We start from the raw sequence: 13965 nt of genomic DNA on the forward strand, positions 1-13965 counted from the left end.
ACACCGGCATACTAAGCACGCAGGCGCGCACTGACACCGCCCCGTATGGGGCACACCGGGCAGAGGACCCCGGAAGAACCACCATCTTCGGTGTGTACGCGCAAACGTACACCGCACTGACCCACAAGGACACTCACAACGTGAACCAGATTCCCGAGCCTACCGACGCGCAACACGCACCCGGCACCCCGGCTGATACCGCTCAGCCCGCCGCAGCCGCCGCGACCTCAGCAGAGGAAACCCGCGAAGCAGCCGACGAAATCAACATCGCCGAGCTGCCCGCACACCTGAACCCCGCCCACGAGGACTTCGACCCCTCGGCGGGGCTTGAGCGCTGGGCAGAACAGATGGACGTCTACACCGGACCGGACGCGATGCTCGACTTCAACCAGGTCGACTACGTGCACATCGACCTGTCCGAAGCAAACCCCTCCGGTCTGGCTCAGCTACTCGCCGGACGCAAGACCCGCCTCTCCACAATCCTGCGCGACAAGTCGCAGCTTGAGGCGGGTATGCGCTCCGCCCGCACCCTGCGCACCAAGATCTACGAACTCGCCACCGACCACGGCCTGGACTCCGGCTACTTCGTGGCGGGTACCGCCTCCTGGCTGTCGCACGACACCCGTGAGGATGCTGCCGCCTACGAGAAGCGCTTCATCGCACCGATTCTCATGGCGCCGCTGAGCATCACCCCGCACCCGAAGGATGACGACTTCGAGCTACGCCTCGCCGGTTCCGCACGTCTGAACCCGGCGATGGTCCGCCAGATTAAGCAGGAGTACGGCATCGACCTGGGCACTATGGACGTGGCGCAGCTGGCGAACTCCATGTCCCGTCTGGATCCTGAGCCGGTCATTGAACGTATGCGCGCCTCAGCAGGCCGTATTCCGGGCATGACCATCGAGTCCAAGTACTTTATCTCCACTTTCGCTGATCTGAAGGAAAGCCTGGGCGAACTGCCGCACACCGCCATCACCCCGCTGGTGCGTGACCTGGCGGCACTGAAGGTTCCCGGGGTGAAGCCGCGCGAGCTCAACGCCCACAACCTGCAGCAGCCCCTGGACCAGCGCGACCCGGCAGAAGAAATGCTCCTGCTGGACGCTGACGCGAACGCCCAGGAGATTATCGACACCGCTGTCAGCGGTTTCTCCTTCACTATCACTGCGGCGCCCGGCACCGAGCCGCTGCGTACCGCCGTGAACATTGCATCCGCCCTGATGGGTCGCGGTAAATCCGTGCTCGTGGTGGGCGAGAAGCGCTCCACCCTCGCTGAATTCTCGGCGTTGCTCAAGCGCACCGGTATTGAGAGCCTGCGCTACGACCTGCTTGCCGAGCACGATGCTGAGGCTCAGCGCGCCGAGTTCATTCGCGCAATCGTGCGTAATGAGGGCGCCGAAGAGCCTAACTCTGAGGACCTGAACGAAGAGCTTGTGGCGACCCGTGCCGCGCTGCTCGACCACACTCGTGCCCTGCTGAACAAGGACGCCAACTGGCAGATTTCTGTCTACTCGGCGCTGCAGCGTCTGGCTGAGCTGACCGCCTCCGAGGACGGCCCGGCAACCCGCGTGCGTTTTGACCGCCCTATGCTCGATTCGCTCTTGGAGCGTGAGCAGGTGCGTGCCGAGCTGGTGCGTCTGGGTGAGATTGATGGTTTTGCGGCGGCTTCGCGCACCTCCCCGTGGTACCGTGCCCGCCTGGTCAATGACGAGGAAGCCGCCGAGGCGTACGCCCTGGTCATTACCCTCAAGTCCTCCCTGCTGAACCTGCGTGAGGCGATGAACCAGACCAGCGCCATGCTGGGTCTGCGCCGCGGCCGCACCATCGCTGAGTGGGAGTCGCAGCTGGCGATTCTGATGCGTATCCGTGAGACGCTCAAGCGTTTCCGTGCGGATGTCTACGACCGCCCGGTGACCGACCTGATTGCGGCGACTGCCTCCGGTTCGTGGCGCCGTGAGAACGGCATCGAGATGAGCAGTATGCAGCGTTCCCGCCTGCGCCGCGCGGCGAAGGAATACATCCTGCCCGGCGTGAATATCGGTGACCTGCACGAGCAGCTGAAGGTGGTTCAGGCTGAGCGTGCCGAGTGGATTCGCCACATTGAGGCGCCCCGCACCCCGCAGATTCCGGAGAACCTGGACCAGCTGGCTGCAGCCCTGAACTCTCTGGTGTCTGAGCTGGCGGGTCTGGGTATTGTTCTTGCGGATACCATTGAGGGCACCGACTTCGTGCGCACCGACCTGGATGCTCTGGATGCGCGCCTGGATGCTCTCATGGCGGACCGCGTGCTGCTGATGACCCTGCCGGAGCGTGACGCCCTGACCCAGAAACTGCGTGAGCGCGGCCTGTCGGAGCTGCTCGATGACCTGTACGCGCGTCAGGTTCCGACCGAGGTTATTTCCGCTGAACTGGAGCTTGCCTGGTGGCAGTCTGCCCTGGAATTCTTGCTACAGCATCACGAAGGTAAGCTGCTGGACGGTGACCGTCTGCGCGATACGGAGTCCCGTTTCCGCCGTGCCGACTACGCCCACATGACTAGCGCCCCGGCGCGTCTGCTGGCGAAGGTTGCTCGCGTGTGGACTGAGCGTATTGAGTCTAAGCATGATCAGGCGGCGTACCTGAAGAGCCAGCTGCGCGGCTACGAGTTTGTGCTCGAGGAGCTGCTGACTCACGCCCCGGTGATGGCACGTACCCTGCTGCCGCTGTGGACTGCGAGCCCCTTCGCCCTGGCGCGTAAGGTTCCCGCCTCCATGCGTTTTGATACGGTGCTGCTGCTGGACTCCGAGTCGACCCCGCTGGCAGCGAACCTGCCCGCGATTACTCGCGCCGACCAGGTGATTGCCCTGGGCGACCCGCATTCGGGTTACCCCTCGCCGTTCATCGTGTCCGCCCCGACCTTTGGGGCGCCGGAACCGGCAGGTGAGCAGCTGGACAGCACCTTCGACGTGCTCGCTACCGTACTGCCCAACCGCACCCTGGCGATGCTGCACCGTAGCATGGACCCGGTGATTCTGGACTACCTGAACCGTGAGTTCTACGGTTCGCAGCTGCATGCGGCTCCGGTGAGCCGCGCCTCCGCCCAGCCCGCCGGTTTGCTGACCGTTGAGTACATTGATACTCGCGGTAAAGTGAGCGATAACGCGAACCTGGATTCGCCCGGTGTTGAGGTGGAGCGCGTGACGAACCTGGTACTGGAGCACGCCTACCGTACCCCAGACCGTTCGCTGGCGGTGGTGACGGCTAGCCCGAAGCACGCTCAGCGTGTGGCTGAGTCGGTGCGTCACGCCCTGAGCCTGTACCCGCAGCTGGCGCCGTTCTTCGCCGCCGGTGAGGAGTCTTTCCGCGTGGTCGACCTGACCCGCGCCGAGACCCTTGAACGCGATACCGTGATTTTCTCCCTGGGTGTGGGTCGTGCCCGCCTGGGTCAGGCGTCCTACGATTTGGGTCAGCTGTCTGCTGAGCATGGCCGCCAGGGCTTTGTGGTGGCGTTGACTCGTGCACGCCGTGCCCTGCGCATTGTCTCGTGCATTGACCCCTCCGAGCTGGACCCGCAGAAGCTGCATCATGGCGCGGTGGATTTCTACCACCTGCTGCGTGAACACGCGGAACGTCAGGCGCGTGAAGAGGTGGAAGCGAAGGCACAGCGCGTGCCGGAGACCCTGCCGCGTAACGCGTTCTTGGCCGCCGACGACGCGGACACCCCGGATTTGGGCGACTGGCTTTTGAACGATTTGGTGGCGCGTCTGCAGGCTCGCGGTGTGCGTGTGACCCGCGGTGAGGGCGATATCGCTCTGATTGCGCACGCCCCGGAGAAGCTGGCGGCTGAGCCGGTTCCCGCGCTGGGTGTGGCTCCCGTGGTCTCTTCGAACCCGAGTGTTCCGGCGGCTATGCCGCTGGTGGCGTGCTCTGATGGCGAGCAGAATTACGCGCGTGCTTCGGTGCGTGAGCGTACCCGCCTGGTGCCGGAGCGTCTGAGCCGCACGGGCTGGAACTACATTACGCTGGGCACCCTGGAAGTATTTGCTGATCCGGACGCCGTGGTGGCGCGCGTGCTGCACTACCTGGATATGGATGAGGACGCTGAGGCTCGTGGCTAGCTATTCGTCAACGCCGAAGCCACGCCGTGGGCACCGTCGTGTGAGCGGCGGCGGCTCGGTGAGCGGGGCTGAGCCTCTGCTGGTGGGCGTGACTACGCCTCCGGTTGTGGCTTCGGGTACTTCCTCTGCCGCGGGGGCTTCCGCGAAGAAAGCTGATGCTCAGCGCCAGAACTCCCAGAAAAACCAGAACTCCCAGAAGGCGGGTTCTCAGAGAACGGCTACTTCTGCGCAGCCGCTGACCCCGGAGGAGCGTGAGCGTCTGGAATGGATGCGTCAGCAGCGTCCTCCGCATTGGGGTAACAATATCGTGTAGCGCATCCGAGTCGGGAGTGCTTCTTAAACGCCGAGGGGCGGGGCAACCTGTGTTGCCCCGCCCCTCGTTTTGGCTAGTGTGAATCTCCCGTTTAGGAGTTTCCCTTGTCGGTGCTGTAGAAGCCGGAGCCCTTGAAGGTCACGCCGACGGTGTTGTAGCGCTTGCGTAGGGTTTCTTCGCCGCACTGCGGGCAGACGCGCAGTGCATCGTCGCTAAAGGACTGGCGCTGTTCAAAGACGTGGTTGCAATTCTTGCACTGGTAAACGTAGACCGGCATTTTGTCCTTCTGTATCCGTTTTCGCTGGGATGGTTTATTAACGTGGTTTGAGTGTACCGCTTTTGAAAGGTGGGGAGCTATTTGCGTGTTCTTCTCAAATAGCCATTTCTGTTTCTTTTCGCCTTTTTCGTGAGTGATTTTGTTGGTGTGTTCCTGCATATCTTTGCGTTTTGCATAAAGATTCGGGGTGTCAATCAAAAGCGAACCGGGCATGGGGAGTCGGGTGCTTTTAGCCCTGCTGGTGAGCGTGGAAAATACCCCGCTCGGTGAGAATCACCGGCAGAATAGCGTCCCACTGGTCGTAGGGGACAGCCTCGTAGATTTCGTCGCTGAAGACGATACCGATGCTCTGCTCCTCCAGCTGTTGTGCGCTGAGCAGGGGAATAATGCGGTCGTAGTAGCCGCCTCCCTGACCGAGGCGGTGCCCGCCGGCATCAAAGGCGAGTGCGGGGATGAGGCGCAGGTCGGCGTCGACGAAGGCGCGTTCGTCCTGTTCTTCGCCTTCGGGTTCCGGGATGCCCATGGGGCTGAGCGGATGCTCGACGGCAGGATCCCAGTGCACCCAGGCGAGTTTGCGACCGGGGCGTACGACGGGCACGAGGATGCGGTGTCCGTCCTTGTGCAGGCGGGTTAGTGCTTCGATGATGGGCGGCTCGGACTTGGTGGGCAGGTACGCCGCAATGGTGCCGGGGGAGTGGAGCCGCTGCGCGACCGCCTCGAGGATGTGGGCGGTGAAGAGCTCCTGCATCTGCTGCTGACCGCGTTCGCCGCGGTGGCTGCGCGCGGTGAGGCGGCGCGGGCGGATCTGGGAGCGGAGAATGTCTTTATCCAGGGAGATATCGTCTGCGCTGGCGCCGGCGTCGGAGTTGCTGGCGGCGGGTGCGGTGTTGAGGTGCATGGTGTGTCCCATCGTCGTTGCGGGTTGCGGGTGAAGGGGGAGCGTCCCGTAGAGGGAAGGGAGATGTGTTATTCCCGGGCTGAGAGGTATCCGCGAGTAAGGACGAAAACATCCTTGTAGGCTACGAAAATACCCGATTCTGCCGGGGCTGTAGATTCCACTTTTTAGTATAGGGTTTGAGAAAAATAGCGCTGAGTTCTGCGGGGCGCATTTTCTTTGCACGTCGAAGAATGTACTTGCGCGGATATGCAGTTAGTCACGTTGAAGATTTTTTCATGTCATAGTCGCGATAAATCGCCTTAAGTACTTTACAACTTAGGGTATTCTTGTGGCATGGCTACTGAAATTAAGTCTGTTACTAAGGCAGTTATTCCTGCTGCTGGTCTGGGCACCCGATTCCTGCCCGCAACGAAGGCAACCCCCAAGGAAATGCTCCCCGTCGTTGATCGCCCCGCGATTCAGTACGTGGTGGAGGAAGCAATCCGTGCCGGTCTGAACGACGTTCTGATGATTACCGGCCGTAACAAGCGTGCTCTCGAGGATCACTTCGACCGCGTTCCCGTTCTGGAGCAGCAGCTCGCTGAGCAGGGTAAGGACGCCCTGCTAGCATCTGTTGTTGAGACCAATGAGCTCGGTGGCGACCTGCACTACGTGCGTCAGGGTGACCCCAAGGGCCTGGGGCACGCTGTTCTGCGCGCAAAGCGCCACGTTGGTGACGAGGCATTCGCTGTTCTGCTCGGCGATGACCTGATTGACGAGAAGGAAGACCTGCTCTCCCGCATGGTGGAGGTTCAGGAGCGCACCGGCGGCTCCGTCGTTGCCCTGATGGAGGTTCCTCGCGAGGCTATTTCCGCTTACGGCGCAGCTGCTATTGAGGCTGTTGAGGGCGAAGACGGTTTCGTGAAGATCACCGGCCTGGTTGAGAAGCCTGCTGCTGATGAGGCTCCCTCGAACTACGCTGTGATTGGCCGTTACGTTCTGAGCTCGAAGGTCTTCGAGGTTCTGGAGAACACCGCTCCGGGCCGCGGCGGCGAGATTCAGCTGACCGACGCTCTGCAGACCCTGGCTCAGGGCGAGGGTGAAGGCGAAGGCGTCTACGGTGTGGTCTTCTCCGGCCGCCGTTTCGACACCGGTGACAAGCTGTCTTACCTGAAGGCAAACGTTATTCTTGCTGCTGAGCGTCCCGAGTTCGGTGACGACCTGCGCGCATGGCTGAAGGACTTTGTTGCAGAGAACTGCTAATTACTCTGCACCCGCTCTCTAAAGAGGGCAACCGATAAATACCAACCACGCTGAGGAAGGCGTTCTTTCCGGTGGGGCGTTTTAGCCCCAAGGGAGGGCGCCTTCCTTTGCGTCGTATGTGTCTATTATGTGCTTGGGGTGCTACTGGGCGAGGGCCCAGGGTGTGCCTTGTGCAGGGACGCGACGACGTTGTAGTGTGCATATTCCTTCAGGGGTATATGTGCATATCCAGCCCGATTCTTGCCGCTTATGGAAAGCATTGGGAATATAAGGGTATGATTAAAGTCTAGGGATAAAGGGACGATAGAGGGCGACCTGAATATGACGCTTTTGAACACCTCCGGCGTGTTGGTAATTCTGACCGTGATTTTGCTGCTGTGGTTTGTGCCCAGGAGCCTGCGTCGCGCGCCCGCTGGCCCTGTCATGGAGCCTGAACGTCCCCTGATTAGTGCTGAGCGTACCGCGGAGGATATTCTCGCCTCCGCCGGTGTGTTGCTGAACGAGTCGGAGGCATACCAGTCCTCCGATCACGCGGTGGCACCGGGTACTTCTCTGCCGTCTTCTGCTCTTCCGCAGGCTTCTTCCCGTTCCTCCCACACGGTGGAGGAATCCGCCCAGCCTGCGCCCGATACGGCTTCTATTTCGCAGATTCGCGAATCTTCCCCGACTGCCCCTTACACGGATGAGATTCCGGTGGTGGAGGAGTCGAAGCCCTCGCCTCTGTCCTACTTTGATACTTCGAGCCCGAGCGGTATTGCCCTGCTGGTTGCTGCCGGTCTGGGTGTTCTTGCCCTGGTTACCGGTCTTCTGGCGCTCTTTGGTGTGCTGGCGTGGGGCTGGGCTGTTCTCTTGCTGATTCTTGCCGGCGGTGCATGGGCTGTGAGCCGTTTTGGTCTGCTGGAGTCTGTTGCTAACCAGGTCAAGGCGAGCCGCGATGCACGCCAAGCTAAGGCAGAAGATGATGAGGATGACGAAGCTGAGGACGAAGCCTACGAAGAGTCCGATGAACATGAAGAAGCCGGCGATGATGCTTCTGAGCCTGTAGAGGACTCGGCGGCTGAGGGTGTGGAGCCTGAAGTTGCTGAAGAGCCTGCACATCATGCTCGCCCTGCCACCCGTGAGGCTACTACCCGCAAGTCTATACACGGTGTGAACCGCGAGGCGGCACGCTCGAGCCGCGCGCACATCGCGGTGGAGTCCTCCGATGAGGCTCCCGAGGCGGCTCCTCGTGCGGAAGCGCCTGCTGCGGCACCTGCTCATTCTTCTCGTGCCGTACCTGCCCGTTCTGCCCGCGCGGCGGAGGCGCCCGTCGCACACCGTCAGGAGCGTCGTCAGCAGCGACCGAGCCGTTTCCAGCCGATTCGCCGCGGTAGCGTACTCTTCGACCAGGAGAGCGGCTCCGCTGCTTCCTTCGCCTCGCCTCGCACCGCGGGGCAGCCCCAGCCGGCACAGCAGCAGCCCGCTCAGGCACCTGTGGTTCCCGCTCGGCCGGCACCTGCTGCCCAGTCGGTAGCGCCTCAGTCTGCTCAGCCTGTTCAGCCTACTCAGGTTCAGCAGGCTCCCGCTCAGGCACCTGTACAGCCGGTAGCAGCTCCCGCACAGCAGTCGGCTATTCACCCGGATCAGCCGGTGGCTCGCCAGGCTCTGCGCGACGGTTCGCCCGTCCGCCAGGCACCTGCGGCACCTGCTACTCAGGCTCCCGCTCAGCCGATTCCCGAAGAGATTCCTTTGCCGGATGTCCTGGATGATTCCGAGTTCGACGCGCTGGATATCGCCTCGCTGAACGACCCGACTCTTTCGACCGGCGCTACTGCGACCGGCGGTGTTCGTTCGACGAACCGTCACCCCGGTGCCGGCTCCTCCTTTGAGGCGGTGAGCAACACCTGGAACCCGGTTCAGTTGCCCAAGCCGCTGAGTGCTCTGCACCGCCAGGACAAGAACCAGGGTAAGAAGTAGACTTTGCTCCAGTCACGCATAAAACCCCGACAGTTCACACTGTCGGGGTTTTGTATGCCTGGGGATGATTGGGAAGAAGTTAAAAAGAAAAGGAACCCCGTCCATGGGGTTCCTTTTCTAGCATCACACACAGGAAGAAAGTCTTCTAGACCGATTAGGAAGGCCTTCCCACAAGGCCTGCCCTATTCGGTAATAAAAATATATCCTAATTCCCGTGCGGGTGACAAGCCGAAAATAGCGACACCCTGTCAATAAACTAAGGTTTACCTAAGTGAAATCCGCGCCATTACAGGCAACAAGGGGCAAAAACCCCGGCTGAAAAAATTTAAAAAAATTTTCTGACCCCTCCAAAAGTCGAATAAGAAGCCTCAAAAAACCTTCAAACATGTCAATATCGCCCACTCATGAGAGAATAGCCGGGTGAAAGATTGGTTTGACGCACTCCCGATTGAGGTTGCCCTAGCTTTCATGTGGGTGGTCGGAATCGTCCGCACCAGCATCGTGTACGCTCTTGGCGCGCTCGCTGCTGAAGGGGGCGCCCGCCTCGACCGCATCCGCAAAGCCATGGACAGCCCGCTCTACCGTAAAGCGCGCCGCTTGATTAACCGGTGGGGCGTTATTGCCGTGCCCCTCTGCTTTCTCACCGTGGGCCTGCAAACCGCGGTCATCATCACGACCGGTTTCACGAAAATGCCGCTGCGCCGCTGGGTTCCCGCGATGTTGCTCGGAACCTTCATATGGGCGTGCATCTACACCACCATTGGCTTCGCGATTCTTGCCGCGCTCGGCCTGGAGCCGTGGATGTTCCCCCTCGCCCTTGCCATTGTTATTACGGTGATGGTCATTGTGGCTCAGCTGCGCGAACGCCGCATTAACCGCGAAACCGTTGAGAACACTGCGGATAACATCGCCGAGAACTAGTCCTACCTTCAGCGGGGGATAGGTGCACTATCTCGCCGGGTTGAGGCCGCTCACCTGACCCCAATGCCCCGGCCCAAGATGTGCTAGCGTGGAGGGATGAGTTCATCCGCATCCTCCACCGCAGGCACCCCCGAAGAGCAGCCCGTCAACGACCCTGCCCTCACCGCAATCGACCCCGAGCAGAGCGCGCCCGAAAACGCTACCGACCAGGTAGAAAGCGAAGCGGCCACCGAGGCTCCCACCCGCGTGTACCTGCATCCCGAGCAGCTGGCAATGATCCAGACCCCGGAGGCTCTGCCCGTCCCCGTGCTGCAGCGCTCCGTGCTACGTGTTAGCTACGTGCCGGCTATTATGCCCGGTAAGTGGTTCAACCGCTGGCATGAGCGTTTCGGTGACCGCGTGCAGCTGGCGGAGGTGCCCGTGCGTGAGGCGCGCGGCCTGGACTCCCTGCATCAGGACCTGTGCCTGATTGACCCTGCCCTCAACTCCGCGGAAGAAACTGCCTCCGAGGCGCCCGCCGAGGTTAGCGCTGAGGCTACCGAGCACGCCCCCATTGAGCGTAAGGACGTACCCGAGAACCCCTTCGCGCACATGAGCATTGTGCGCCCCGACCGCGAACCGGCAAGCACTGACGGCGAAAAGTACCACAGCATCCGCCTCTACGAGGAGCTGCCCGTGGTCATTCTGCCGGTGGACCATGTGCTCACCGTACTTGATGAGGTGCCCGTGGAGGAGCTTGCCGAAGAGTTCCTGCTGCAGCCCGCCTCCGATATTCCCGCCTATGAGGAAGTCTCCCGCGCATGGCGTGAGAGTGCCGGGCGCATCGTGCCCGAAGGCCTGACCGATAAGGAAACCATCGAGCTGGTTGCCGCCGGTGTGGGCCTGTACATTGTGCCCATGTCCATTGCGCGTTTCTACCACCGCAAGGACCTCACCTACCGCCCCGTTGCGGGCCTGGACCTCTACCCGGTGCACCTGGTTTGGCCGCGTGCCCCCAAGGGCGAGCCGCGCAGCGAAGAGCTCGAGGCGCTCCTGCAGGACTTCATCGGTATTGTGCGTGGCCGCACCGCAACCAGCGAGCGCGGTAGCGAAACCCGACAGGCACGCGCCGAACGTATCGCCGCTGAAAAAGCAAAGGAAAAAGCGAAGGCACGAGCCGCCAACGCCCGCCGCGAAGCACGCGATAAAAAGCGCGCCAACGCCAAGAAAAACGGCAACGCGCGCCAGCACTCCCGGCAGACCGCCAAAGCCGCCAACGCACGCCGCGGCAAGAAACGCTAACGAACGATAGACGGTAAAATCAAACCATGGCATTAGCAATGGAAACCCGACCCGCAGCCTACGCAGTGATCATTGAGCAGGGCAAGCTGCTCATGACCCGCTGGGTGCCCGAAGACCGCGCACTCAGCCCCCTCTGGTCCCTGCCCGGCGGCGGCATGGAACCCGGCGAACAGGCCGACGAAACCGCGCTGCGAGAGACCCTCGAAGAGACCGGCTACAGCGTCGCCATTGAAGACATTCTGGGCGTGCACGCCGGACACTTCCCCGTGCGTTCCACCCAGAAAGACCCGCAAGCGCTACCCTTCTGCGCCCTGCGGGTGGTTTTCCGTGCCCACATTGTCACCGGCGAACTGCGCCACGAAATCAACGGCTCCTCCGACACGGCACGCTGGGTACCCATCGCTGAGCTGGACACCATCCGCTACGGCACCCTCATCGACGAGGTCGCCTCCATGATGGGCTACTCCAACGCCGCCAGCTGGGCACGCGAATACCGCGAATTTCTTGCCGACGAAAACGCACGGAAGCTTCCCTAATGAACCGACTGATCCTCACCCGCCGTGCGGCGCTCACCTCCCTGGCGCTCATGCCGCTACTTGTCGCTTGCGGGAATAATGACGCAACCCCGCAGGTGGACCCTTCCGCGTCCAGCTACGGCACTCTGCGCATCGGCTACGGTGCTCTGCGTGAAATGCGCGCCGTAGCGCACGTGTACGCGCGCGCCCTGCGACAGATTGGCTACTCCGTTGAACTTGTTGACACCGACAACAGCCGCGCTACCGCCCTGCGCGGGCTCATGGTTCCTTCGGCTAACTCCGCCACCCCTACCGCTACTCTGCCCGACGATGAGGAAACCGGTAGCACCACTGCCGCCGCCCCTGAAGCGTTGGACCTGGTCATCGACTACAGCGGCGACCTACTGCTCTACCTGACCGACGACGGCAAAATCAGCCCCGCCGCCGCCCATAACGAACGCATCGCCGCCTCCGTGAGCGCCTCCGCTCAAGCGGCAGGCGTGACCCTGCCCCCGGCAGCTACCCCCACCGCGGAGGAGAGCACCGCCTCCGCGCATGCTACGGACGGTACCGCAAGCCCCACCGCAAGCTCCACCCGCTCCGCAGACCCCATCAACCTGCGCGCCATGAGCACCACCGACATGACCAACGCCATCTCGCGCATCCTGCCCGAAGAGCTCATGCTTCTCAACGGTGCTAGCGCCACCAACAAGGATGTGCTGGTCACTACCCGCGCCGTGAGTGCCCGCCACAAGCTCAACTCCCTCGCGAACCTGCGTGAGGTGCAGTCTTCCCTGGCGTTCTCCATCCCGACCGGGTACTCCAGCGGCACCTACGGCGTGGATTCTTTGCGTAGCCTCTACCGTTACCGTGTGCACGACCCGAAGATTCAGGACGACCCCGCCGAGCGCGTCAACGCCCTCACCGCAGACACCGTGCAGGTGACCCTGCTACACAGCAGCGACTCCGCGATTGAAGAGAATCGCCTGGTCACCCTGGAAGACCCCTCGACGGCGCTTTTGCAGCAGCAACTGGTGCCCATTATTCGCCGTACCCTGCCAGATAGCGCCCGTACGGCAATTAACCGCGTATCATCTACATTAGACACGGGTAACCTCTCGTTCCTGTTGCGTCTGACTAGCGGTTCCAACCCCATCGCAGATGATGACGCAGCACAATTCATTTTGGATCACCCTAGAAAGTAAATCATCATGACGAAGTACCGTCAGTCCTCAAAGTTGAGCAACGTCCTGTACGACATCCGCGGCCCCATTCTGGATGAAGCCAATCGCATGGAAGCGATGGGCCACCGCATCCTCAAGCTGAACATTGGTAACCCCGCACCCTTCGGCTTTGAGGCGCCGGATGCCATCATGATGGATATCATTCGTCACCTGCCCGAAACTCAGGGCTACTCTGACTCCCGCGGCCTCTACTCGGCACGTACCGCCATTGTGCACCACTACCAGAACCGCGGCATCATGAACCTCGACACCGAATCTATCTACTTGGGTAACGGTGTGTCTGAGCTGATCCCGATGACCCTGCAGGCACTGTGCGAGACCGGCGACGAAATCCTGGTCCCCATGCCCGACTACCCGCTGTGGACCGCAGCCACCGCGCTGGTCGGCGGCAAGCCCGTGCACTACCTCTGCGATGAGGAAAACAACTGGTACCCGGACATCGAAGACATTAAGTCGAAGATTACCGAGCGCACCAAGGGAATCGTGGTTATTAACCCGAACAACCCCACCGGTGCCGTCTACCCGCGTTCCGTGCTTAAGCAGATTGTGGATGTGGCACGCGAACACGGTCTGGTCGTGTTCTCTGATGAGATTTACGAAAAGATTACCTACGATGGCGCAGAGGCCATCAACATGGCGACCCTCACCGGCGACGACGTGCTCTGCCTGACCTTCTCCGGCCTGTCCAAGGCATACCGCGTCTGCGGTTACCGTGCGGGTTGGGTCGCTATCACCGGCCCGAAGAAGGACGCTTCCAGCTACCTGGAAGGCATTCACCTGCTCGCCTCCATGCGCCTGTGCGCCAACGTTCCGGCACAGCACGCCATCCAGACCGCGCTCGGCGGCTACCAGTCCATTAACGAGCTGATTGTTCCCGGCGGCCGCCTGTACGAGCAGCGCACCCTGGCGCACAAGATGCTCAACGAGATTGACGGCATCAGCTGCACCAGCGCGGACGGCGCTCTGTACCTGTTCCCGAAGATTGATGTTGAGCGCTTCGACATTACCGACGACGAGCAGTTCGCTCTGGACCTGCTCAAGAGCCAGAAGATTCTCTTCAGCCACGGCCGCGCGTTCAACTGGAAGGACCCGGACCACTTCCGCCTGGTGTTCCTGCCCGATACGCAGACCCTCACCAGTGCCCTGGAGCGCCTGGGTAACTTCATGGCTGACTACAAGCAGAAGCACTAGCCTTCCCGCCTCTGCTACATATAGACAGAAATA

Annotated in this window: 11 protein-coding genes; 9 read left to right on the plus strand and 2 right to left on the minus strand. The window is 61.5% G+C overall.

What is annotated here, in order from left to right; translation table 11 throughout:
* Nucleotides 1-92: 92 nt before the first annotated feature.
* Together HMPREF2919_RS02840 and HMPREF2919_RS02845 are read left to right on the plus strand one after the other, a co-directional pair.
* Complete coding sequence (locus HMPREF2919_RS02840) at nt 93-4094, plus strand: DEAD/DEAH box helicase (RefSeq protein ID WP_070666099.1); 4002 nt, start codon at nt 93-95, stop codon at nt 4092-4094.
* Nucleotides 4087-4407: a hypothetical protein gene (locus HMPREF2919_RS02845; protein WP_141754835.1), complete on the plus strand. Its 321-nt coding sequence runs from the start codon at nt 4087-4089 to the stop codon at nt 4405-4407. The genes HMPREF2919_RS02840 and HMPREF2919_RS02845 overlap by 8 nt, the downstream gene beginning before the upstream one ends.
* A gap of 91 nt (nt 4408-4498) precedes the next feature.
* On the opposite strand, the gene HMPREF2919_RS02850 is transcribed toward HMPREF2919_RS02845, so the two are convergent.
* Nucleotides 4499-4684 (minus strand): FmdB family zinc ribbon protein, encoded by a 186-nt coding sequence (locus HMPREF2919_RS02850; RefSeq protein ID WP_005505091.1) that lies wholly within the window; start codon nt 4682-4684, stop codon nt 4499-4501.
* A gap of 229 nt (nt 4685-4913) precedes the next feature.
* Nucleotides 4914-5582 carry a 5-formyltetrahydrofolate cyclo-ligase gene (locus HMPREF2919_RS02855; protein ID WP_246824041.1) on the minus strand — a complete coding sequence of 223 codons (669 nt, stop codon included), beginning with the start codon at nt 5580-5582 and terminating at the stop codon, nt 4914-4916.
* A 333-nt stretch (nt 5583-5915) separates the two neighbouring features.
* Between HMPREF2919_RS02855 and galU the strand changes: the two genes are divergently transcribed.
* The 7 genes from galU to HMPREF2919_RS02890 all read left to right on the plus strand — a co-directional run bounded on the left by galU (nt 5916) and on the right by HMPREF2919_RS02890 (nt 13932).
* On the plus strand, nt 5916-6824 hold the full coding sequence (gene galU / locus HMPREF2919_RS02860) for a UTP--glucose-1-phosphate uridylyltransferase GalU (protein ID WP_070642885.1): 909 nt from the start codon (nt 5916-5918) through the stop codon (nt 6822-6824).
* Between the two features lie 321 nt (nt 6825-7145).
* Complete coding sequence (locus HMPREF2919_RS02865) at nt 7146-8780, plus strand: hypothetical protein (RefSeq protein ID WP_070666108.1); 1635 nt, start codon at nt 7146-7148, stop codon at nt 8778-8780.
* Nucleotides 8781-9200: 420 nt separating this feature from the next.
* A complete protein-coding gene (locus tag HMPREF2919_RS02870) occupies nt 9201-9701 on the plus strand; it encodes a DedA family protein (protein WP_070666111.1) in 501 nt (166 codons plus the stop codon).
* A 96-nt stretch (nt 9702-9797) separates the two neighbouring features.
* Nucleotides 9798-10982 (plus strand): LysR substrate-binding domain-containing protein, encoded by a 1185-nt coding sequence (locus HMPREF2919_RS02875; protein ID WP_070666115.1) that lies wholly within the window; start codon nt 9798-9800, stop codon nt 10980-10982.
* Nucleotides 10983-11008: 26 nt separating this feature from the next.
* Nucleotides 11009-11518 carry an NUDIX domain-containing protein gene (locus HMPREF2919_RS02880; RefSeq protein ID WP_005508451.1) on the plus strand — a complete coding sequence of 170 codons (510 nt, stop codon included), beginning with the start codon at nt 11009-11011 and terminating at the stop codon, nt 11516-11518.
* Complete coding sequence (locus HMPREF2919_RS02885) at nt 11518-12702, plus strand: glycine betaine ABC transporter substrate-binding protein (RefSeq protein ID WP_070666118.1); 1185 nt, start codon at nt 11518-11520, stop codon at nt 12700-12702. Before HMPREF2919_RS02880 ends, HMPREF2919_RS02885 begins: the two co-directional genes overlap by 1 nt.
* A gap of 6 nt (nt 12703-12708) precedes the next feature.
* Nucleotides 12709-13932 carry a pyridoxal phosphate-dependent aminotransferase gene (locus tag HMPREF2919_RS02890; RefSeq protein WP_005508453.1) on the plus strand — a complete coding sequence of 408 codons (1224 nt, stop codon included), beginning with the start codon at nt 12709-12711 and terminating at the stop codon, nt 13930-13932.
* The last annotated feature ends 33 nt before the right edge of the window (nt 13933-13965 follow it).

Origin of the sequence: Rothia sp. HMSC068E02 (assembly GCF_001813565.1) — a bacterium.
Taxonomy (GTDB): domain Bacteria; phylum Actinomycetota; class Actinomycetes; order Actinomycetales; family Micrococcaceae; genus Rothia.

Excerpts from the sequence above, each read along its gene's own strand:
- HMPREF2919_RS02885 (WP_070666118.1), top strand. The coding sequence starts at position 11,518 with ATGAACCGACTGATCCTCACCCGCCGTGCGGCGCTCACCTCCCTGGCG.
- HMPREF2919_RS02855 (WP_246824041.1), bottom strand. The coding sequence starts at position 5,582 with ATGCACCTCAACACCGCACCCGCCGCCAGCAACTCCGACGCCGGCGCC.
- HMPREF2919_RS02865 (WP_070666108.1), top strand. The coding sequence starts at position 7,146 with ATGACGCTTTTGAACACCTCCGGCGTGTTGGTAATTCTGACCGTGATT.
- galU (WP_070642885.1), top strand. The coding sequence starts at position 5,916 with ATGGCTACTGAAATTAAGTCTGTTACTAAGGCAGTTATTCCTGCTGCT.
- HMPREF2919_RS02880 (WP_005508451.1), top strand. The coding sequence starts at position 11,009 with ATGGCATTAGCAATGGAAACCCGACCCGCAGCCTACGCAGTGATCATT.
- HMPREF2919_RS02890 (WP_005508453.1), top strand. The coding sequence starts at position 12,709 with ATGACGAAGTACCGTCAGTCCTCAAAGTTGAGCAACGTCCTGTACGAC.
- HMPREF2919_RS02850 (WP_005505091.1), bottom strand. The coding sequence starts at position 4,684 with ATGCCGGTCTACGTTTACCAGTGCAAGAATTGCAACCACGTCTTTGAA.
- HMPREF2919_RS02875 (WP_070666115.1), top strand. The coding sequence starts at position 9,798 with ATGAGTTCATCCGCATCCTCCACCGCAGGCACCCCCGAAGAGCAGCCC.